The organism is Rhizobium sp. K33, assembly GCF_056501445.1.
In genome coordinates, this window is sequence record NZ_CP096478.1 from 1,606,472 (window position 1) to 1,626,020 (window position 19,549).

Here is a 19,549-nt window from a genome sequence, read left to right on the forward strand (position 1 = left end):
GTTGTGTTGCGTTTCCAGCGGCGAATTCCGAAGTCCGATCAGTGCCCGAAGCTGTGATAGCGGGCCGTCATCGGGGGGCCGTAGAAAGCAGCGTCACCGCTGTCTTTGATGTAAAAGGTTGCGGAGGTGGCAACCATGGCAGTCATCATCATCATCCATACGAGGTTGATCAGGGTAACCTTGTCATGCATTGCTTTAGTCCTTTGCGTGCCGGCATTCGCAGCCGTAAAATGCTTGCATGCGGAAATAGTTCCCGCACAGTGTAGGAAGATGTTTACCAAGCACCGCCTGAAGTCCTCTTGAACGCTCCGTTCATCTGGCGTTCATCTTCGCGAAGGAAGTGCTGCTCCTCCATCTGGTCCCGCACGACCATCAGTCCGAGCTCGATCAGAAGCGAGGCAGCGATGGCGATTGCGATGAGGAGAACCAGCATGGGAACGACCTTCTGGATTGGCGGGTTGTGCAACGATTGAAGGTTTAGGTCTTTCCGGCTGAAGCAGCCTTGAATAGGCCGTTCATCTGCGGTTCAGAGCAAAAGCGCGGCGGAGAACCGGCGAAATGGTGACTGTGCCGCGGCAGTTGCACGCTTGCGATATCCGGCTGTCCATGACAAAAGGCGGTCGAAACCTCAGAACGGGCTCTCATGGCGACGGCTTTTTATCCTGGCTCCTTCGATCCGATGACAAATGGTCATCTCGATGTGCTCGTGCAGGCGATGAACATCGTCGATCGCCTCGTCGTCGCAATCGGCACGCATCCCGGAAAGACGCCGCTCTTCTCCTATGAGCAGCGGGCCGACCTGATCAGGGCCTGCCTCAAGGACGTGCTGCCGGAGCGGGCAGGGGATCTCGAGGTCGTGTCCTTTGCCGATCTCGCCGTCGACGCCGCCCGCCGCCATGGCGCCCGCATCATGCTGCGCGGCCTGCGCGACGGCACGGATCTCGACTACGAGATGCAGATGGCCGGTATGAATGCCACCATGGCGCCGGAGGTGCAGACCGTCTTCCTGCCGGCCGCGACAGCCTCCCGGCCCATAACCGCCACATTGGTCCGTCAGATCGCGGCCATGGGCGGCGATGTCAGCGCCTTCGTACCGGCGCCGGTCCTGGCCGCCCTCAAATCCAGATACGGCCGCTGAGCCGCAGATCTCAAAAAACGGGAGTGATCATGAAGCTCGTCCAACTCGCAACCGCTTTGCTGCTGGCCATCGCCGGCTTCGGCACTGCCCAGGCCCAGTCCAACGAGGACTTCCTGACCATCCAGCTGAAGGATGGCCCGGTCGTGATCCAGCTGATGCCGGATGTCGCGCCCAAGCACGTTGCCCAGATCAAGGACCTCGCTGCCAAGGGCGAATACGACAATGTCGCTTTCCACCGCGTCATCGAGGGCTTCATGGCCCAGACCGGCGACGTCGAGTTCGGCGACATGGAAAATGGCTTTGACCCGCAGCGCGCCGGCACCGGCGGCTCGAGCCTGCCGGACCTGCCGGCCGAATTCTCGAGCGTCCCCTTCGAGCGCGGCACGGTCGGCATGGCCCGCAGCCAGGATCCGAACTCTGCCAACTCGCAGTTCTTCATCATGTTCGCCGAAGGCGGCTTCCTGAACGGCCAGTACACGGTCGTCGGCAAGGTCGTGTCGGGCATGGAATATGTCGACAAGATCAAGCGCGGCGAAGGCGGCAACGGCGAAGTCAGCGACCCCGACCGCATGGTCAAGGTCACCGTCGGTCGCAACTGATATCTACCGGGCGACAAGCCCCAACCAAGGAGAAACACCATGGCCGAGATCAAGGATCCGGAAAACACCATCATGATGGAAACCACCAAGGGCAAGGTCGTCATCGCGCTCTTCCCGGATCTGGCCCCCGGCCATGTCGCCCGCATCAAGGAACTGTCGCGTGAAGGCGCCTATGACGGCGTCGTCTTCCACCGCGTCATCGCAGACTTCATGGCCCAGACCGGCGACGTGAAGTTCGGCAAGAAGGGCGGCGACAGCTTCAACCCCGGCCGTGCCGGCATGGGCGGCTCCGACAAGCCGGACCTGAAGGCTGAATTCTCGGCCACTCCACATGTCCGCGGCACCTGCTCCATGGCCCGTTCGCAGAGCCCGAACTCGGCCAACAGCCAGTTCTTCATCTGCTTCACTGATGCCCCCTGGCTGAACAAGCAGTACTCCGTCTGGGGCCAGGTCATCGAAGGCATGGACGTCATCGACCAGATCAAGAAGGGCGAGCCCGTGGCCGATCCCGATTCGATCGTCTCGATGAAGGTTGCCGCCGACGCCTGATCGGCTTAAAGCCACACCAAGCCCGCCTCGGTGCCTGGCACCCGGGCGGGTTTTCGCGTTTAGTCCCTCGCCACAACAGATCCGATTTCCATGCGTGTAGATCTCTTCGACTTCGACCTGCCGGATGAAAACATCGCGCTGAGGCCCGCAAGCCCGCGCGACCATGCCCGTTTTCTCGTGGTGCGCCCCGATGCCGATCCAGTGCTCGAAGACCGTCACGTCTATGATCTGCCGTCCTTCCTGAGGCCCGGCGACGCCCTCGTCTTCAACGACACCAAGGTCATCCCGGCGCAGCTCGAAGGCATCCGCCACCGCGAAGGCGCCGAGGCGATCGCCGTTTCCTGCACGCTGCATATGCGGGCTTCCGCCAGCCGCTGGAAGGCGTTTGCCAAGCCGGGCAAGCGCATCAAGCAGGGCGACCGCATTGACTTCGGCACGGGGCAGGGCGACAGCGCCGCCTGCCTGCTCGGTTCTCTGGTTGCCACTGTCGCCGAAAAGGGTGACGCCGGCGAAATCGAACTGGCCTTCGACCTGTCGGGGCCCGATCTCGATCAGGCCATCGCCACGGTCGGTCATATACCGCTTCCGCCCTATATCGCCGCCAAGCGGCCGGAAGACGAAAAGGACCGCGCCGACTACCAGACCATCTATGCCCGCGAGGAGGGCGCGGTCGCTGCCCCGACCGCAGGCCTGCATTTCACCCCCGATCTCTTTGCGAAACTCGACGCCGCCGGTGTCGAACGCCATTTCGTCACGCTGCATGTCGGCGCCGGCACCTTCCTGCCCGTCAAGGCGGATGATACCGCCGAGCACAAGATGCACGAGGAGATCGGCTATATCTCGCCCTCGACCGCAGCCGCTCTCAACGCGGTGCGCGCCCGCGGCAACCGGGTCATCGCCGTCGGCACCACCTCGCTGCGCCTGCTTGAAAGTGCCGCCGAGGAGACTGGCCACATCCCCGCCTGGTCGGGTGCCACCGGCATCTTCATCACGCCCGGTTACCGCTTCAAGGCAGTCGACATGCTGATGACCAATTTCCACCTGCCCAAATCCACGCTCTTCATGCTGGTATCCGCCTTTGCCGGCCTCGACACAATGCGCGCGGCTTACGCCCACGCCATCGAGACCGGCTACCGCTTCTATTCCTACGGCGATTCCAGCCTGCTCTTCCGGAAAGACGACTGACCGATGTCCGAGAATTTCACATTCAATCTGAAGGCCGTAAGCGGCAAGGCCCGCCTCGGCGAGATCACCATGCCGCGCGGCACGATCCGCACCCCGGCCTTCATGCCGGTCGGCACCGTCGGCACGGTCAAGGCCATGTATCTCGACCAGGTCAAGGAAGGTGGCGCCGACATCATCCTCGGCAACACCTACCACCTGATGCTGCGCCCCGGCCCGGAACGCGTCGCCCGCCTCGGCGGTCTGCATGAACTCATTCGCTGGCCCGGCCCGATCCTGACGGATTCGGGCGGCTTCCAGGTCATGTCGCTGTCTGGCCTGCGCAAGCTCGACGAGCAGGGCGTCACCTTCAAGAGCCATGTCGATGGCAGCTTGCACCATATGTCGCCGGAACGCTCGATCGAGATCCAGGGCCTGCTCGACAGCGACATCCAGATGCAGCTCGACGAATGCGTGGCGCTTCCCGCCGAACCCCGCGAGATCGAACGTGCGATGGAAATGTCGCTGCGTTGGGCCGAGCGTTGCCGCGTCGCCTTCGGCACCCAGCCCGGCAAGGCCATGTTCGGCATCGTCCAGGGCGGCGACCAGCCGGCCTTGCGCATCCGCTCGGCGGAAGGCCTGAAGCAGCTGGACCTCAAGGGTTACGCCGTCGGCGGCCTCGCGGTCGGCGAGCCGCAGGCTGTCATGCTCGACATGCTGCGCATCACGCTGCCGGTTCTGCCCACCGAAAAGCCGCGCTACCTCATGGGCGTCGGCACGCCTGACGATATTCTGAAGTCGGTCGCCGAAGGCATCGACATGTTCGACTGCGTCATGCCGACCCGCTCCGGTCGCCATGGCCTGGCATTCACGCGCCGCGGCAAGGTCAATATCCGCAACGCCCGCCACGCCGAAGACATGCGCCCGCTCGACGAACAGTCGAATTGCCCGGCGACCCGCGATTATTCGCGTGCCTATCTGCACCACCTCGTTCGCTCCAACGAAGCCCTGGGCGGCATGCTGCTCTCCTGGAACAATCTCAGCTATTATCAGGAACTGATGCAGGGCATCCGCCAGGCGATCGCCGAAAACCGCTTCGAGGATTTCAAGGCGGAAACCATCGAGATGTGGAACCGCGGCGACATCGACCCGGTCTGATTTCAAGTCTTGAGGGGCAGGGCGCTTCAAGCATCCTGCCCTTTCGATTAGATGCCCTGGCTGTTGGTCTCGCGCATCATGCGCACGCCATTGATGGCAAACTGCCCGTCGCGCTGACGCTTGAGCTCATAATAGACGGCCCAGTCCTTGCCGTCAGGCGCCGAGATCAGCACCTCCTGATAGGCGACGGTACCATCGGGCGAAACCTGATTGCGGCCGAAGGCATAATTGCCAGGCCGATAGACCGGGCCATAGCTCTTCTTGACCATTTCGAAGAAACGCTCGGCATTGGGGAACACCGACTTGATCTCCGGCGATGCGAAGGAATAGGCGGTCGTCGCATCGTCGTTGAGGAAGGCCGTGATCTGCTGCTCGATCACATCCTTGGCGAGACCCGCGGCCTCGGCCTTTACATCCTGTTGAGCAAGTGCCGGCGCAGCGAAGAGGCCGACCATGAGTGACAGGGCAATTGCAATCCGCATGCGCATCATCCCCTTGTTTCAGGAAGTCGAAATAGAAGGATAGGCCGATTCGGCGCGGCGGAAAGACCCCGTGACGGTTTCATGTCAGTAATCGCGATATCGTGAGTGAAAGCGCCATCACGCCCACCCCTGGGCTGGACAAGGCATGGGTGAAGCCGCTTAAAAGCAGATATCAAAAGTTGGCCACTGCCTTGCCGAGCGACGATGCCCGGCATGATGGAACAGCCGGATGAGGAGCCTTGCCTATGATCGATGACTTGCTCGACCGAATGACACTCGAGGAGCAGGTGAGCCTGCTCGCCGGCGCGGATTTCTGGACGACGGTGGCGGTCGAGCGGCTCGGCATTCCCAAGATCAAGGTGACCGACGGTCCGAACGGCGCGCGCGGCGGTGGATCGCTCGTCGGCGGCGTGAGATCGGCCTGCTTCCCGGCCGCGATCGGCCTCGGTGCGAGCTGGAACCCGGATCTCGTCCGTGAGATGGGCGTTGCGCTTGCCGAGGAGGCGAAGACGAAGAGTGCGCGCGTCCTCCTGGCGCCGACGGTCAACATCCACCGCTCCGGTCTCAACGGACGCAATTTCGAATGCTATTCCGAAGACCCGATGCTGACCTCCGCTCTCGCAGTCGCCTACATCGACGGGGTCCAATCGCAGGGCATCGCCGCCACCATCAAGCATTTCGTGGCAAATGACAGCGAGGTCGAACGGCAGACCATGTCCTCGGATCTCGACGAGCGCACGCTGCGCGAGATCTACCTGCCGCCCTTCGAGGCAGCGGTGAAGAAGGCTGGCGTTTTTGCGATCATGTCCTCCTACAACCGGCTGAACGGCATCTGGACCAGCGAGCACCACTGGCTGCTGACGAAACTGCTGCGCGAGGAATGGGGCTATGACGGCATCGTCATGTCGGACTGGTTCGGCTCGCATACGACGGAGGCTTCGGTGACAGGCGGTCTCGATCTCGAAATGCCGGGCCCCACGCGCGACCGTGGCGAAAAGCTCGTCGCAGCCGTCCGCGAGGGCAGGGTGCCCGCCGAAACCGTCAAGGCCGCGGCCCGCCGCATGCTGCTCCTTCTCGAGCGTGTCGGCGCCTTCGCCGACGCCAGCATGGAGGACGAGAAAGCCATCGACCGCCCCGAGCACCGCGCGCTCATCCGCAAGCTCGGCGCCGAAGGCATGGTGCTCCTGAAAAACGACGGCATCCTGCCGCTCGACAAGTCGGGACTCGATCGCATCGCCGTCCTCGGCCCCAATGCTGCCGAACCGCGCGTGATGGGCGGCGGCAGTGCCCAGATCAACGCCCATTACAAGGTGAGCCCGCTCGAAGGCATCCAGAACGCGCTGTCGGGCACCAATCGCGTCGTGCATCTGAAGGCCTGCCGCAACAACCGCCTGACCCAGATGATCCGCGGTGACGTCGAGGTCGAATTCTTCCATGGCCGCGATTGGTCCGGCCCTGTCGTGCAGCGCTCCTCGGCTGAAGAAAGCCAGTTCTTCTGGCTCGACATGCCGGATGCCTCTCTCGACCCTCGTAACTTCTCCGCCCGCATCAGCACCCGTTTGCGCGCCGAGGAATCAGGCTCCCACGTCTTCGGCCTCACCAATGCAGGTTTCGCCAAACTCTATGTCGATGACGAACTGCTGGTCGACGGCGAAACCGGCTGGGCAAAGGGCGACAATTTCTTCGGTCTCGGCAACACGGAAGTCCGGGTGGAAAAGCCCCTCGAAGCCGGCCGAACCTACGAGATCCGCGTCGATTACCGCGCCATGCCCGAGGGCTACGAAGGCATCGAGATCCGCGCCGTGCGCTTTGGCGCAGAGCTTCCGACCACGGATGCGGCCATTGCCGAGGCCGTGGAGCAGGCCCGGGCCTGCGACGTTGCCGTCCTCGTTGTTGGACGGGAAGGGGAGTGGGACACGGAAGGCCTCGACCTCCCAAACATGCGCCTGCCCGGTCGCCAGGAAGAGCTGATCGAGAAGGTCGCGGCCGTCAACCCGCGCACCGTCATCGTGCTGCAGACGGGTGGTCCTGTCGAAATGCCCTGGCTCGACCAAGTCTCGGCCGTCATCCAGGCCTGGTATCCGGGCCAGGAGGCGGGCAATGCCATCGCCGATGTGCTGTTCGGCGACGCCGAACCCGGCGGCCGCCTGCCGCAGACTTTCCCGCAGCGCCTGACCGACAACGCCGCCATCACGGGAGATCCGAAGACCTATCCCGGTCAGGATGGCCATGTTGTCTACGCGGAAGGCCTCGCCGTCGGCTACCGCCACCATGATGCCGATGGCGCCAAGCCGCTCTTTCCCTTCGGCTATGGCCTTTCTTATACCCGTTTCGACTGGTCGGCGCCGCGGGCCTCCAGCCTCGACATGGACAAAGATGGCATTGCGATCGAGATCGACGTGACGAACACGGGCGACCGGGCAGGCGCCGAACTCGTCCAGCTCTATGTGAAGCCGAAGTCTTCCCGTCTCCCGCGGCCGGTCAAGGAGCTCAAGGCCTTCGCCAAGCTGGCAATCCCGGCCGGCGAGACATCAACGGCAAGGCTTGCCATCACCATCCGTGAGCTCGCTTACTTCGACCCGCAAGCCCGCGCCTGGATTGCTGAAGCAGGTGATTACGAGCTGGTGATTGCCGCCAATGCCGAGGATATCCGTGCCACGCTGCCGCTGAGGCTTGCCGAGGAGTGGCGGGAAGGGGTCTCGGCCCCGCCTCTGCCCGCCGTCGTCGACTGAGGCGGTCCGGCGGAGGCACCCGGCCTCCGCCTCTCTTGCCGTGACGTGAAAATGCAGTAGAAGGCTCTGATGTCTTCAAAACCGGAGCGGATCCTCTGAGTATGCGTCTCTTTCTCGGGTCCGATTTCCACGTCGACTACCGGCAGAATCTCGACTGGCTGCGGGCGCTCTCGCGCGCAGACTTCACCGATGACGTGCTGATCATCGCCGGTGATCTCTCCGACGAAATTGATCTCGTGAAAACCTGTTTCGACGAGCTCGTGCCGCGCTATAGCAAGCTTCTATTCCTGCCCGGCAACCACGACCTCTGGACGTCGAGAAGCGGGAAGGGACCCTCCTTCGAGAAGTTCGAGACGCTCAACGCGCTCTGTCGCGACTACGGCATCGAGACCGGCCCCGTCGCCTTTGGCAAAACGCTGATTGTTCCGCTGCTCGCCTGGTATGATTATTCCTTCGGCGAACCGAATTCGACCATCCGCCGCGGCTGGATGGATTTCTACAAATGCAATTGGGAAGGCCTGACACCGGCGGAAGTCGCCGAACGCTTTGACGCCATGAATGTGCTTCCGGAAACATCGGGCTACGACGACATCTTCAGCGTCTCGCATTTCGTCCCGCGCATCGACCTGATGCCGGCGCGTTATCCGGAGAAGCATAAGGCGCTGTTTCCGGTTCTCGGCACAGACCGTCTCGAGCGCCGCATCCGCGCGCTGGGCGCCTCCAGGCATTTCTACGGCCACAGCCATCTGAACCGGAACAAGGAGATCGACGGCGTGACCTATATCAACAACGCCTTCGGTTATCCCTCGGAGACCGAGATCTCCGCCAAGACGATCCTGCACGTCGCGGACCTTTGAGGCATCAGGGGACAGTCCGAAACGCTCCTGCAGGCCAACACGGAAAGATCGCATAAGATAGATTATGGAACTTGGAGATGGGTATGGAATACCGCAGCTGCGGGCTTTGAGGCTTTGCTGAACCTGGCATCAGGCCTTTCACATCCGTCTAAGAGACCGTCCCATGCGCAAGGCTTTGCGCCACGGTGGCCAGAAGATCTGTCTGCGAAACCACGCCTTGCACGTCACCGTCCTCGTCCGTGATGATGATGATATGGCTGAGCCCATCCGTCAGTCGCGGTAGAAGCGTCATCACGGGATCGGCCGCCTTCGCCGTGATCGCTGCGGCCACTGGTATGCGCTCGGCGTCTGCAGGTGCCGCTGCAAGCTCCCTGAGGCCGACCTGGCCGGCCAGCCGCCCGTCGGCTCCGAGAACCGGCAGCGTCCGGATATTGTGCTGGAGCAAAAGCCGCCGGGCTTCCTCGGGCGTCTCCTGAGCCGTCACCGTGATCACGTCGCGCGACATGACGTCTGCGCAGCGCAACGCGCCATGTTGGCGCAGCAAGGCTTCCTGCTCGACCTCGCGCAACAAGGCGCCGAGATCGTCACGGCTGATATCGAGTGTCTCGTTGAACTTCTCGACAGCCGCGTCGATGTCCGCGCTGGTAAAGCCGACACGCAAACCCGGCGGCGGATCCCGTGTCTCGTGCACATTGACCGGCGCCGGTGCCTGACGATGCGGATAGCGGCGGCCGGCCAGTCGGTGAAAGACGACGCCGAGACCCACCAGGATCAGGGCATTGATCGCGACCGGCACCAGCGGAAACCAGAAACCCGCGCGCGCCACTGCGGCACCGCCAATGACCGCGGTCAGTGCAGCGGCACCTCCGGGCGGATGCAGTGAACGCGTCAGCGACATGGCCAGGATCGCCAGGGAAACGGCAAGTCCCACCGCCAGCAGCGGATCACTGACCATCCGCGCCACCGCCACCCCGACCAGCGCCGAGATCGTGTTGCCGCCGACGATCGGCCAGGGCTGTGCCAGCGGGCTGGCCGGTACCGCAAACAGCAGCACTGCCGAGGCGCCCATCGGTGCCACGATCAGTGGCAATTGCGGATCGCCGCCGCTCGCGAGATTGCAGATGAAGCCCGTCAGGCTGATGCCGATGAGCGCGCCGAGACATCCGATCAACCGCTCCCGCAGCGTCGCCCCGGTCAGGATCGGCGCGAAACCCGGGAAGCGATCAATGACACTTTGGGCATGTTTTGACCGGAAGCGGCGCATGAACGTCACAGCAGAAGTACCTTAAAATATTGATCTTTTTAGAGAGTCTGCACACCTGCGGCATTGAGGATCCCAGACCCCCGCCAGAATGCGCGTTAGAGGTTGTCCAGCTTGGTCTGCAGCGCCCTCGCCCAACTCCTTGTCGAGCCCCCTGCTCCATCCCGCACCCTTGAATCGAGGAATGCTATTATATTTCAGATAGATAGAGCATATACATGAACTGAACCCTGGATCTAGCTCAGATATCAAATTGTTTTTCAACAACAAATCCGTCATATCCCGGCTCGACATGCGGTGGCGTCTCGCCCATGACCGTCTCGTAATCCAGCGGCGTATGCATATGGGTCAAGACAGCATGTTTCGGCCCGAGCCGCTCGATCCAGCCCAGCGCCTGCGCGAGCGACAGATGGCTCGGATGCGGCCGGTATTGCAGAGCATCGATGTAAAGCAGGTCGAGCCCGGAGAGCTTCGCCACCGTCTCCTCGGGAAAGTCGGAGATGTCACAGCAATAGGCGACGTCGCCGATGCGGAGACCAATCGAGATGATGTCACCATGCTGCTGTTTCAGCGGCAGGAGGCTGATGGTCCCGCCGGCGCCCGAGATCTCGATCGGCCGATCGAGAGCCTCGATGATGATTGGCGCGACGATCGGCGGATAGCTGCTGCCGACCGGCGTCTTCAGGCAATAGCCGAAGCCCTCTTCGATGCGCGCCATGGTCACCGGCTCGGCATAGATCGGGATCCGGTTCTTCTGGGTGATGAAATAGCCGCGCAGATCGTCGATCCCATGCAGGTGGTCGGCATGGGCATGGCTGTAAATGACTGCATCGATGTGCTCGACCTTCGCGCGGATCATCTGCTCCCGAAAATCTGGGCCGGTATCGACGACGACGGTCGTCTTGCCGCCATCGGGTCCGATCTGCTCGATCAGGAAGGACGCGCGGGTGCGCCGGTTGCGCGGATTGTCAGGGTCGCAATTGCCCCAGTCGCCATTGATCCTGGGAACGCCGGGAGACGAGGAACAACCGAGCAGCGTGAACCGGCGCGTGACCTTCATCGAAGCTCCCTCAAGCCAGCCGCGGCATCTTGGAGAAGCAGCGGAAGGCGTTCTCGGTGGTGATCTCGGCCATCTCCGCGTAGCTCACGCCCTTCACCTCCGCCAGCACCTCGGCCGTGTTCACCACATAGGACGGCTCGTTGCGTTTTCCACGCCAGCGCTTCGGCGCCAGATAAGGCGCATCCGTCTCGACCAGCAGCCGGTCCATCGGCACGGTCTTGGCGATCTCGCGCAACTCTTCCGATTTCGGGAAGGTCACGATGCCGGAGAAGGAGACATAGCCGCCGAGCGCAACACCGGTGTCGGCCAGCGCCTGGCCGGAGGAGAAGCAATGCAGGATGAAGGGGAAGGCCCCCTTCCCTGTTTCCGTGGTCAGTATATCCGCCATGTCCTCGTCCGCACTGCGGCTATGGATGACGAGCGGAAGACCCGTCCGCCGGGCCGCCTCGATGTGGCGGATCAGGCCGGTCTTCTGGTCCTCGGGCTTCTGCGTGTCGTAGAAGTAATCAAGTCCCGCCTCGCCGATCGCCACGATCTTCTCATGGCTCTCGGCAAGCTTCACCAACTCGTCCGCCGTCACATCCAGCTCGTCGCCGGCATTGTTCGGATGCGTGCCGACTGAGCAGAAGACGCTTGGATAGCGCTCCGTGAGTGCCAAAAGCGTCTCAAGCTTCCTGACGCGCGTCGAGATCGTCACCATCTGCTTCACACCGGCCTGGTGCGCCCGCGTGACAAGCTCGTCACGCTCGCTGTCGAAATCGGCGAAGTCGAGATGGCAATGGGTATCGATCAGCATGGTGTCAGGCCTTGCCCGCGTCCGGGGCGACGTAGCGCGGATAAACCGGCGAGGGTGCCGGCAGTTCCGTGCCCGGCTGCAGACGGCCGGCAGCGCCGAGCCTCGCAAACACGCGGTCTTCTGCGGCGACCGCCACGAGATCGAGGATCTTCGCCGAGGTTTCCGGCATGATCGGCTGGAACAGGATTGCGATCTGGCGCACGACATCGGCGGTCACGTAAAGTACCGTGCCCATGCGCGCCTCGTCGGTCTTCTTCAAGACCCACGGCGCCTGTGCCGCGAAATAGCGGTCGGCTTCGTTGACGATGTTGATGATGGCAGCCACCGCCTTGTGGATCTGCTGCTTGCCCATCTCCTCGCGGCAGATGTCGATCGCCTCGTCGGCAATCTTCAGGATCGCCTCGTCCTCGGCTGTCAGCGCACCGGGTGTCGGCACCCTGCCCTCGCAGTTCTTGTTGATCATCGACAGCGAGCGCGACGCCAGATTGCCGATGCCGTTGGCGAGATCGGCATTGATACGCGTGCCGATCCCCTCTTCCGAATAGCTGCCGTCCTGACCGAAGGAGACCTCACGCAGGAAGAAGTAGCGCACCTGGTCGAGACCGAAATGGTTTACGAGGTTCACCGGGTCGACGACATTGCCGAGCGACTTCGACATCTTCTCGCCCTTGTTGAGCAGGAAGCCATGGGCGTAAACGCGCTTCGGCAAAGGCAGGCCCGCCGACATCAGGAAGGCCGGCCAGTAGACGGCGTGGAAGCGGATGATGTCCTTGCCGATGATATGCACGTCCGCCGGCCAGTATTTCGCCCGCGGGCCGTTCTCGTCTTCGACGTATCCGGTCGCGGTGATGTAGTTAGTCAGCGCATCGACCCAGACATACATGACATGCTTGTCGTCGCCGGGCACTTTGATGCCCCAGTCGAAAGTGGTGCGCGAGATCGACAGATCCTTGAGACCCGACTTGACGAAGGAAATGACCTCGTTGCGTCGCTCGTTCGGACCGATGAAGTCTGGCTGGTCCTCGTAAAGCTTCAAGAGCTTGTCTTCATAGGCCGAGAGCTTGAAGAAATAGCTTTCCTCTTCCACCCATTCGACCGGCGTGCCCTGCGGCCCGTAGCGCACGCCATCGCCGCGCAGCTCGGTTTCCTCTTCCTGGTAATAGGCCTCGTCGCGCACGGAATACCAGCCGGCATAGCCGCCCTTGTAGACGTCGCCGTTCTTCTCCATCCGCCGCCAGACTTCCTGCACGGTCTCGTGATGGCGCTTTTCGGTCGTGCGGATGAAGTCGTCGTTCGAGGAATTGAGCAGCTTGCCCATCTCGCGGAATTCGTTCGAGTTCCGCTCGGCAAGCGCTTCCGGCGTTATCCCTTCGGCACGCGCCGTCTGCTGCATCTTCTGCCCGTGTTCGTCCGTGCCCGTCAGGAAGAACACATCCTTGCCGTCGAGCCGCTGGAACCGCGCCATGGCATCGGTTGCGATCAGCTCATAGGCATGGCCGATATGCGGCTTGCCGTTCGGGTAGGAGATGGCAGTGGTGATGTAGTAGGGATCGCTCATGGCTTCTTGTTGTCTTTTCGTCGGTTGCGATGGTCGTGTGCGATTGTCTTGCGGCCAGACCATGGCGGCGCGGATCAGCCACCATGCACGGCAAAAACAAATGGGGTCGAACGCTCTTAAAACATTCCGCTGGCTTTAGGAACATCCGTTTTGCTGCAGCGCCACCAGGAACCGCAGAGAGCCCCGATCGGGCATGTTCAACGCACGATCGCGCCGAGCACGTCGAGCATGGTCTGCTTGCGGTCGAGATTGTAGGCCGCGGCGATGCCGAGCTGCTGGTTGATTGTGGACGACAGCCGGGCGAAATGCTCGGCCCCACCGAGATCGCCTTCAAGAGCCAGCTGCCGTGCCGTCGCCGCAAGATGGTCGCCCAGATGCTCGGTGAAGAAGCCGAAGGCCACGTCGCTGTCCTTGCCCGACAGCGCCTCGGCGATCTTAAACATCATCTTGCGCTGCGAGGGTCCAGACGCCGTGAGCATTTGATCGAAGGCGTCGAGGATATCGGCGCCCCCGTAATTCACCAGTTTCAAGGCCCGCGCCACGCTGCCCTTGGCAAGCGCGAGAACCGCCTCCCGCCTGTCCGCTGGAATGGCGAGCCCAAGCTGCCCCAGCGCTTTGTCCATGGCTTCAGGCGACAGTTCATGCAGCCGGAGCGGCAGGCAGCGCGAGCGGATGGTAGGCAGGAGTTTGCCGGGCGCATGGGAGAGCACGAGGAACATCGCCCGTTTCGGCGGCTCCTCCAGGATCTTCAGGATCGCATTCGCCGCATTGCGGTTGAGATCGTCGGCCGGGTCGATGATGACGATACGCCAGTTGCCGGTCCCCGACGTCTGGCTGAAGAAGTGACCCGCCTTGCGCACCTCGTCCACGGTGATCGCGCTGCGCACCCGGCCGGTCTTCTCGTCCACCGGCCGGTGCAGATGCAGCAGGTTGTGGCTCGCACCGGAGGCGAGCTGCCGTGTGACCGGATGATCCGGGTCCGGATCGGACAGGGTCTCGGGCGCACTGGCCGGCTCGGGATGGCGCAGGATGTGGTTGGCAAGACGGAAGGCAAGCGTGGCCTTGCCGATCCCCTCCGGTCCCTCGATCAGCACCGCATGGTGCCCCTTGCCCGAGCGATAGCTGCGCGCCAGAAACTCTTCCGCCGCCTCATGTCCGAACAGTTTCACATTGCTGACCGGCGCAATCGCCCCGTCGAGCAGCCCTGCCCTTTCCTCGCTCATGACCGCGCCGCCTGCTCGGTGTCTGCTGCGCGACCCGCCTGTCGGGCAAGCGCGAGCGTCACCTCGGAAAGGATGTCCCGCGCGATATGGTCGACGTCGAAGGAGGCATCCACCACCCGGCAGCGTTCGGGCTCACGGCTGGCGATGTCGAGGAAGCCCTGGCGGCGCTTCTCGTGCACTTCGAGCTTTTCCTTCTCGAACCTATCCGGCGCCGTCGCCTCGCTCAACGCCCCGGCCCGTCGCCTCGCCCGCTGCAGGCCGACTTCGGCGGCAAGGTCCAGCACCAGCGTGATGTCGGGCATGGTCTTTCCGATCGACACCCGCTCGAGCGCCTGCATCAGCGGCGGCTCGATATTGCCGGTGACCCCCTGATAGACTCGAGAGGAATCGACGAAGCGGTCACAGAGCACGATCTCGCCGCGCGCCAGTGCCGGACGGATCACGCAGTCGAGGTGATCGGCGCGCGCCGCCGCAAACAGCAGAGCCTCCATGCGCACCCCAAAGGGTTCTGCCGCGCCCGAGAGCAGCACATGGCGAAGCGCTTCGGCTCCGGCCGATCCCCCCGGTTCGCGGGTGGTGATCACGGTGTGGCCCTTCTCCCGCAGACTGTCCGCCAGAAGACGAATCTGGGTGGACTTGCCGGCCCCCTCGCCTCCCTCGAAACTCACGAATAATCCGCGCGCCGTCGCCAATGCCTTGCCTACTTCCCGCCTGAGGCGTCTGAAATTCACCCTTGTGGGCCTGCCTACGGCTCTAACCCAAGATCGTCTTCAGCGAAACCGTGAAGCACGCGGAGGATGCGGATTTTCGTCAGATCCAGAAGAACAGGAGTTCGATCACTGCATCCCAGGCGCGCTGGCGCAGTGTGCCTACTTCGACTGCCTGCGCACTCTTCAGCGGCACGCTGACAAGTGGACGCTCGCCTGACAGGATGTTGAGCGTCGCGATCTCCCGATCCGCAGCCACCGGCGGCTTGAGCGGCCAGCGATAGACGATCCGGGCCTGCAACCGATCGGGATTGTTGATCGGCACATAGACCTCGACCGGCCCATGGGCCACCAGCGGCACCTTCGAGGGATTTCCGCCATAGACGCTGGCCTCGCCGACCACTTCGCCGGGCTTGAACAACGTGCGCATCTCGAAGCCGTCGAAACCCCAGTTCAGGAGGCGCGTCGCTTCCTCCGTTCGCTCCTTGTCGGTCTGGGCACCGCTCAACCCGAGGAACAGCCGTCGCCCATCCCGCTCCATGGAAGCGATGATGGCAAAGCCGCTCTCCTCGGCAAAGCCGGTGCCAAGCCCGTCCGCCCCGATCGGCAGCAGCGGATTGCGGTTGCGCTGCAGGATCTTGTTCCACTCGAACTCGGCGAGGCTGAAGGTCTGGTAGAGATCCGGATAGGTCTCGACCAGATGCCGGGCGAGCTTGACCAGGTCGACCAGCGTCGAACGGTTGTCGGGATGAGGAAGTCCGGTCGCATTGGCGAAATGGCTGTCGGTGAGCCCGAGTTCGGCTGCGCGCGCATTCATCCGCTCGACGAATTTCGCCTCTGATCCGGCCATGCCCTCGGCGATGATCAGGCAGCCATCATTTGCCGTCTGGACCGCGACCCCCTTGATGAGGTCGGCAACCGGCACCTGGCTCTTGACCGCCGCAAACATGGTCGAGGTTCGGGACGGCGCGCCGCCCGTGCGCCAGGCATATTCCGAAACCGGATAGATCGTGTCGGGCCGGATCTCGCCCTTCTTCAGCGCATCGAACACCACTTCGAGCGTCATCAGCTTGGCAAGCGACGCCGGCGCAAAACTCTTCTTCTCGTTCTTGGAAAAGAGCACTGTGCCTGTCGAGGCTTCGATGAGATAGACCTGCGCTGCCTTGCTCTCGATCAGCGGCGCCGGTGCCGCCGTCTGCGCAAATGCCGCCGGAGACGGAAGTCCAGGCGACAACAGGCTCGCCAGAAGCAGGACGACGGTGGAGAAGATACGCATGATCACACTTCGGCTGGCCAGTCTCGGTGTCGGAACACCCGCATTCTCGCTGCGACGCACCGCCAACCGGCTTAGCGGCCTGTGGAGAGCCGGATGCCGCCGCTTGCGACCGAGGAGAGAATCGAGCGCTCGGTGAGGCCGCCATTGCGCACGAGAATGGCGTCGAAGGCAAGCGCGTCGGTTTCCACAGGCTCTTCCGCAAAGGCCGCGGCATAGCCGGAGCCGTCATAGCCATCGATGTGATGCGGCCGAGGCATCGGCGTCGGGCCAAAGTCCGGCAGAGCCGCGAAGCTCTCGGCGGAAACCACGCCAGTGCCCGCAGCGCCGGCGCTGCCCTGCATCAGCAATTGCGCATCGAGCGTCTGGGGCTGAGCACTGCCGCTCGGTGTCGGACCGGCCAAAGCGGTCTGATAGGTGGTCGCCGCCGGGGGCTGGTAGTCAGGCGTCTTGACCTCGTTCGAGGCCACCATCACGCCGGATGCGATCTGACCGCCGGGATCGATGACCGGTCCCCGTTCGCCCTTCCGGATATAGGACGCCATGAGATAGGGCATGTCATGCCCGTCGAGCCGCGCCGGCCCGATATACTGCACGCGCACCTCGCCAGTGCCGCTGTGTTTCATGTCCAGCATGTCGGCGGTCTTGCGCGACAGGTCGATGATCCGCCCCTTGTGGAACGGACCGCGGTCGTTGATGCGCACAATGACGGAACTGCCGGTGTTGAGATTGGTAACGCGGGCATAGCTCGGCAGTGGCAGCGTCGGATGGGCCGCCGACAGATGCTCCTTGTCGTAAAGCTCGCCATTCGCCGTCATCCGGCCGTGGAAGGCATCCCCATACCACGAGGCGACGCCGACCTTGTCGTAATCGGGGTTCTCCTTCGGCACGAAGGTCTTGCCCTTCACCACATAGGGCTTGCCGACCATGTAGCGCCCGCCGCCCTTGGGAACGGGACCGCTCGCCACGACTCGCGGGCTCGCCTTCACGCCATAGATCGATTCGGCGAAATACTCCTTCGACCGCTTCGGCTTCTCCGCCGTCTTGGTGGTCGAACAGGAGGCGGTAAAGGCGCACAACAGCACAAGCCCGCACCACTTCCCCGAATTGGCCAGGCGGCCAGCGATCGAAAACTGCATCAGTCCCACTTCACATCAGCAGGGCCTGCAATCATCGCGCCCCATCCGCGAAGCCCCCATGCCTCGCTCACGTCAGCGCAATAACTCTCGTGGAAAAATGACCAAAATGGGAAAAGTCACAATTTGAATGATTGCGAGGGGCGCAAAGCTGCAATCATGGTTAGCTGACGGTTAATACACCACGGCCCGACGCCGCCGGATACGCACACCCCGTCGGGCACCCCTTCCCCACCTTTTCCCGCGACAATCGCTCTTGCCAAGTCGAATGGCTTTGCGCATAACGCACCCCACTGGAAGAGTGTCCGAGTGGTTTAAGGAACCGGTCTTGAAAACCGGCGTGCGGGAGACCGTACCGTGGGTTCGAATCCCACCTCTTCCGCCATACTGGCAAGTTTCGCCGCCGAGGCCGCCCGCTGACCGCCTCCCAACCTTACCAATCTTTCACTGTCCTTTCCGCTGCGAATGTCTATCTCCATAGCCATGGAACCTGATCGCCCTTGACCGCGATCAAGGGTTTGAGAGCTTGCCTGCCCCAGGATGGCGGCGAGTTGAACCATCCGGACGGAGCAGACGTGAAAGACGACGTGAAACCGCAAACCTCTCCCGAGACCGAAGAGCTGAAGGCGATCCTTGATCAGGCCGCACGGCCCAAGGCCCGCTGGGGGCTGCGCATCCTCGGCCTCGTGGCCGTCGCCGGTCTCGCCTATGGCGCTTATCTCTGGTCGGCCGGCGGAACCACGGTGAGCTACACCACGGCAGAGGTGAAGCCCGGCGATCTCACCGTCATCGTCACGGCAACGGGCTCGGTCGAACCGACCGTGCAGGTCGACGTCTCCTCCGAACAGTCCGGCACCATCCGCGAGGTGCTGGTCGACTATAACAGCGAGGTCAAGAAGGGCGATGTGCTTGCGCGCCTTGATACCGACAAGCTGAGCGCCGACCTGAAGGCGAAGGAGGCAGCCCTTGCCTCCGCGCGCGCCACGGTCTCTAAGGCCCGCGCCGATGAGCAGTCGGCCAAGGCCAAGCTCGATCGCCTGACGACGCTCGTTTCCAGCCGCGTCTCCACCCAGCAGGATCTCGATACCGCCGAATACACCTTCCAGGCCGCCGAAGCCGCACGCCAGAGCGCCGAGGCCGATGTCATCTCGGCGGAAGCCGCCCTTGAGCAGTCGAAACTCTCGCTCTCCAAGGCGACAATCGTCTCGCCGATCGATGGCATCGTGCTCTCGCGCGATGTCGACACCGGTGCCACGGTCGCGGCATCGCTTGAGGCCCCCACCCTCTTCACCATCGCCGGCGACCTCCGCCAGATGGAACTCCAGGTCTCGATCGATGAGGCCGATGTCGGGCAGGTCGCCGTCGGCCAGGACGCGACCTTCACCGTCGACGCCTTCCCCGATCAGCGCTTCCCCGCAAAGATCACCTCGATACGCTATGCCGCGGAAACCGTGAGCGACGTCGTCACCTACAAGGGCATTCTGTCTGTCGCCAACGACGACCTGCTGCTGCGCCAGGGCATGACGGCAACCGCCGACATCGTGGTCCAGTCGATCACCGACGGTCTGCTGATCCCCAATGCCGCCTTGCGCTACGCGCCGCCGGCCGCCACGCCGGCCGAGACCGAAGGCGGCGGCAGCGGTGTCTTCAGCATCTTCCGCCCGCCCCGCCAGACGCCGACAAGCGCACCGGAGCCGGAAGGCAGTGAGCGCACCGTCTGGGTCTTGCGCGACAGCGCCCCCGTGGCCATCAACATCGAGATCGGCGCCTCCGACGGCCAGAACACCGTGATCATGAAGGGCGACCTCAAGGAGGGCGACCGGGTCATCACCGACCAGACCCTCCGCAACGGGTAAGGA

Annotated in this window: 19 protein-coding genes and 1 tRNA gene; 9 read left to right on the top strand and 11 right to left on the bottom strand. The window is 63.0% G+C overall.

Annotated features, from left to right (window positions below; genetic code table 11):
- Positions 1 to 38: 38 nt before the first annotated feature.
- A complete protein-coding gene (locus tag M1E12_RS08015; RefSeq protein ID WP_162760091.1) occupies positions 39 to 191 on the bottom strand; it encodes a hypothetical protein in 153 nt (50 codons plus the stop codon).
- 83 nt (positions 192 to 274) lie between these two features.
- A complete protein-coding gene (locus M1E12_RS08020) occupies positions 275 to 433 on the bottom strand; it encodes a hypothetical protein (protein WP_167494955.1) in 159 nt (52 codons plus the stop codon).
- 210 nt (positions 434 to 643) lie between these two features.
- Here M1E12_RS08020 and coaD point away from each other — a divergent pair, with 210 nt between their 5' ends.
- The 5 genes from coaD (at position 644) to tgt (ending at position 4,605) form a co-directional block, all read left to right on the top strand.
- Positions 644 to 1,138, top strand: a complete 495-nt coding sequence (gene coaD, locus M1E12_RS08025; protein ID WP_479564306.1) for a pantetheine-phosphate adenylyltransferase — start codon at positions 644 to 646, stop codon at positions 1,136 to 1,138.
- 29 nt (positions 1,139 to 1,167) lie between these two features.
- Positions 1,168 to 1,737 (top strand): peptidylprolyl isomerase, encoded by a 570-nt coding sequence (locus M1E12_RS08030; RefSeq protein WP_113461407.1) that lies wholly within the window; start codon positions 1,168 to 1,170, stop codon positions 1,735 to 1,737.
- Positions 1,738 to 1,776: 39 nt separating this feature from the next.
- Positions 1,777 to 2,286: a peptidylprolyl isomerase gene (locus tag M1E12_RS08035; RefSeq protein ID WP_479564307.1), complete on the top strand. Its 510-nt coding sequence runs from the start codon at positions 1,777 to 1,779 to the stop codon at positions 2,284 to 2,286.
- Between the two features lie 90 nt (positions 2,287 to 2,376).
- The gene (queA, locus tag M1E12_RS08040; protein ID WP_479564308.1) at positions 2,377 to 3,471 is read left to right on the top strand and encodes a tRNA preQ1(34) S-adenosylmethionine ribosyltransferase-isomerase QueA; all 1,095 of its coding nucleotides are present in this window, start codon (positions 2,377 to 2,379) and stop codon (positions 3,469 to 3,471) included.
- Between the two features lie 3 nt (positions 3,472 to 3,474).
- Positions 3,475 to 4,605, top strand: coding sequence for a tRNA guanosine(34) transglycosylase Tgt (tgt, locus tag M1E12_RS08045; protein WP_113461350.1), 1,131 nt, complete (start codon positions 3,475 to 3,477; stop codon positions 4,603 to 4,605).
- A 47-nt stretch (positions 4,606 to 4,652) separates the two neighbouring features.
- Here tgt and M1E12_RS08050 read toward each other — a convergent pair whose 3' ends face one another.
- Positions 4,653 to 5,093 carry a DUF4864 domain-containing protein gene (locus M1E12_RS08050; RefSeq protein ID WP_113461408.1) on the bottom strand — a complete coding sequence of 147 codons (441 nt, stop codon included), beginning with the start codon at positions 5,091 to 5,093 and terminating at the stop codon, positions 4,653 to 4,655.
- Positions 5,094 to 5,332: 239 nt separating this feature from the next.
- Here M1E12_RS08050 and M1E12_RS08055 point away from each other — a divergent pair, with 239 nt between their 5' ends.
- Together M1E12_RS08055 and M1E12_RS08060 are read left to right on the top strand one after the other, a co-directional pair.
- Complete coding sequence (locus M1E12_RS08055) at positions 5,333 to 7,819, top strand: glycoside hydrolase family 3 C-terminal domain-containing protein (RefSeq protein WP_479564309.1); 2,487 nt, start codon at positions 5,333 to 5,335, stop codon at positions 7,817 to 7,819.
- A gap of 101 nt (positions 7,820 to 7,920) precedes the next feature.
- Complete coding sequence (locus M1E12_RS08060) at positions 7,921 to 8,676, top strand: metallophosphoesterase (RefSeq protein WP_479564310.1); 756 nt, start codon at positions 7,921 to 7,923, stop codon at positions 8,674 to 8,676.
- 148 nt (positions 8,677 to 8,824) lie between these two features.
- Here the strand turns inward: M1E12_RS08060 and M1E12_RS08065 are convergent, their stop codons facing one another.
- The 8 genes from M1E12_RS08065 to M1E12_RS08100 form a co-directional block, all read right to left on the bottom strand.
- Entirely contained in the window at positions 8,825 to 9,940 is a 1,116-nt protein-coding gene (locus M1E12_RS08065) for an HPP family protein (protein WP_479564311.1), read from the bottom strand.
- Between the two features lie 238 nt (positions 9,941 to 10,178).
- Entirely contained in the window at positions 10,179 to 10,997 is an 819-nt protein-coding gene (locus M1E12_RS08070; protein ID WP_479564312.1) for an MBL fold metallo-hydrolase, read from the bottom strand.
- 10 nt (positions 10,998 to 11,007) lie between these two features.
- On the bottom strand, positions 11,008 to 11,793 hold the full coding sequence (locus M1E12_RS08075) for a TatD family hydrolase (RefSeq protein ID WP_479564313.1): 786 nt from the start codon (positions 11,791 to 11,793) through the stop codon (positions 11,008 to 11,010).
- Between the two features lie 4 nt (positions 11,794 to 11,797).
- A complete protein-coding gene (gene metG, locus M1E12_RS08080; RefSeq protein ID WP_479564314.1) occupies positions 11,798 to 13,414 on the bottom strand; it encodes a methionine--tRNA ligase in 1,617 nt (538 codons plus the stop codon).
- 134 nt (positions 13,415 to 13,548) lie between these two features.
- A complete protein-coding gene (locus M1E12_RS08085; RefSeq protein WP_479564315.1) occupies positions 13,549 to 14,574 on the bottom strand; it encodes a DNA polymerase III subunit delta' in 1,026 nt (341 codons plus the stop codon).
- A complete protein-coding gene (gene tmk, locus M1E12_RS08090) occupies positions 14,571 to 15,266 on the bottom strand; it encodes a dTMP kinase (protein ID WP_479564316.1) in 696 nt (231 codons plus the stop codon). The genes M1E12_RS08085 and tmk overlap by 4 nt, the downstream gene beginning before the upstream one ends.
- Positions 15,267 to 15,384: 118 nt before the next feature.
- Positions 15,385 to 16,563 carry a D-alanyl-D-alanine carboxypeptidase family protein gene (locus M1E12_RS08095; protein WP_479564317.1) on the bottom strand — a complete coding sequence of 393 codons (1,179 nt, stop codon included), beginning with the start codon at positions 16,561 to 16,563 and terminating at the stop codon, positions 15,385 to 15,387.
- Between the two features lie 65 nt (positions 16,564 to 16,628).
- Entirely contained in the window at positions 16,629 to 17,693 is a 1,065-nt protein-coding gene (locus M1E12_RS08100; RefSeq protein WP_479564318.1) for a septal ring lytic transglycosylase RlpA family protein, read from the bottom strand.
- Positions 17,694 to 17,985: 292 nt separating this feature from the next.
- On the opposite strand from M1E12_RS08100, the gene M1E12_RS08105 reads away from it, so the two are divergent.
- Both M1E12_RS08105 and M1E12_RS08110 read left to right on the top strand, forming a co-directional pair.
- A tRNA-Ser gene (locus tag M1E12_RS08105) sits at positions 17,986 to 18,075 on the top strand.
- A gap of 190 nt (positions 18,076 to 18,265) precedes the next feature.
- On the top strand, positions 18,266 to 19,546 hold the full coding sequence (locus M1E12_RS08110) for an efflux RND transporter periplasmic adaptor subunit (RefSeq protein ID WP_479564857.1): 1,281 nt from the start codon (positions 18,266 to 18,268) through the stop codon (positions 19,544 to 19,546).
- The last annotated feature ends 3 nt before the right edge of the window (positions 19,547 to 19,549 follow it).

Bases quoted from the DNA above. Each gene is read 5' to 3' on its own strand.
- M1E12_RS08015 (WP_162760091.1), bottom strand. From the start codon at position 191: ATGCATGACAAGGTTACCCTGATCAACCTCGTATGGATGATGATGATG.
- M1E12_RS08020 (WP_167494955.1), bottom strand. From the start codon at position 433: ATGCTGGTTCTCCTCATCGCAATCGCCATCGCTGCCTCGCTTCTGATC.
- coaD (WP_479564306.1), top strand. From the start codon at position 644: ATGGCGACGGCTTTTTATCCTGGCTCCTTCGATCCGATGACAAATGGT.
- M1E12_RS08030 (WP_113461407.1), top strand. From the start codon at position 1,168: ATGAAGCTCGTCCAACTCGCAACCGCTTTGCTGCTGGCCATCGCCGGC.
- M1E12_RS08035 (WP_479564307.1), top strand. From the start codon at position 1,777: ATGGCCGAGATCAAGGATCCGGAAAACACCATCATGATGGAAACCACC.
- queA (WP_479564308.1), top strand. From the start codon at position 2,377: ATGCGTGTAGATCTCTTCGACTTCGACCTGCCGGATGAAAACATCGCG.
- tgt (WP_113461350.1), top strand. From the start codon at position 3,475: ATGTCCGAGAATTTCACATTCAATCTGAAGGCCGTAAGCGGCAAGGCC.
- M1E12_RS08050 (WP_113461408.1), bottom strand. From the start codon at position 5,093: ATGCGCATGCGGATTGCAATTGCCCTGTCACTCATGGTCGGCCTCTTC.
- M1E12_RS08055 (WP_479564309.1), top strand. From the start codon at position 5,333: ATGATCGATGACTTGCTCGACCGAATGACACTCGAGGAGCAGGTGAGC.
- M1E12_RS08060 (WP_479564310.1), top strand. From the start codon at position 7,921: ATGCGTCTCTTTCTCGGGTCCGATTTCCACGTCGACTACCGGCAGAAT.
- M1E12_RS08065 (WP_479564311.1), bottom strand. From the start codon at position 9,940: ATGCGCCGCTTCCGGTCAAAACATGCCCAAAGTGTCATTGATCGCTTC.
- M1E12_RS08070 (WP_479564312.1), bottom strand. From the start codon at position 10,997: ATGAAGGTCACGCGCCGGTTCACGCTGCTCGGTTGTTCCTCGTCTCCC.
- M1E12_RS08075 (WP_479564313.1), bottom strand. From the start codon at position 11,793: ATGCTGATCGATACCCATTGCCATCTCGACTTCGCCGATTTCGACAGC.
- metG (WP_479564314.1), bottom strand. From the start codon at position 13,414: ATGGTCTGGCCGCAAGACAATCGCACACGACCATCGCAACCGACGAAA.
- M1E12_RS08085 (WP_479564315.1), bottom strand. From the start codon at position 14,574: ATGAGCGAGGAAAGGGCAGGGCTGCTCGACGGGGCGATTGCGCCGGTC.
- M1E12_RS08100 (WP_479564318.1), bottom strand. From the start codon at position 17,693: ATGCAGTTTTCGATCGCTGGCCGCCTGGCCAATTCGGGGAAGTGGTGC.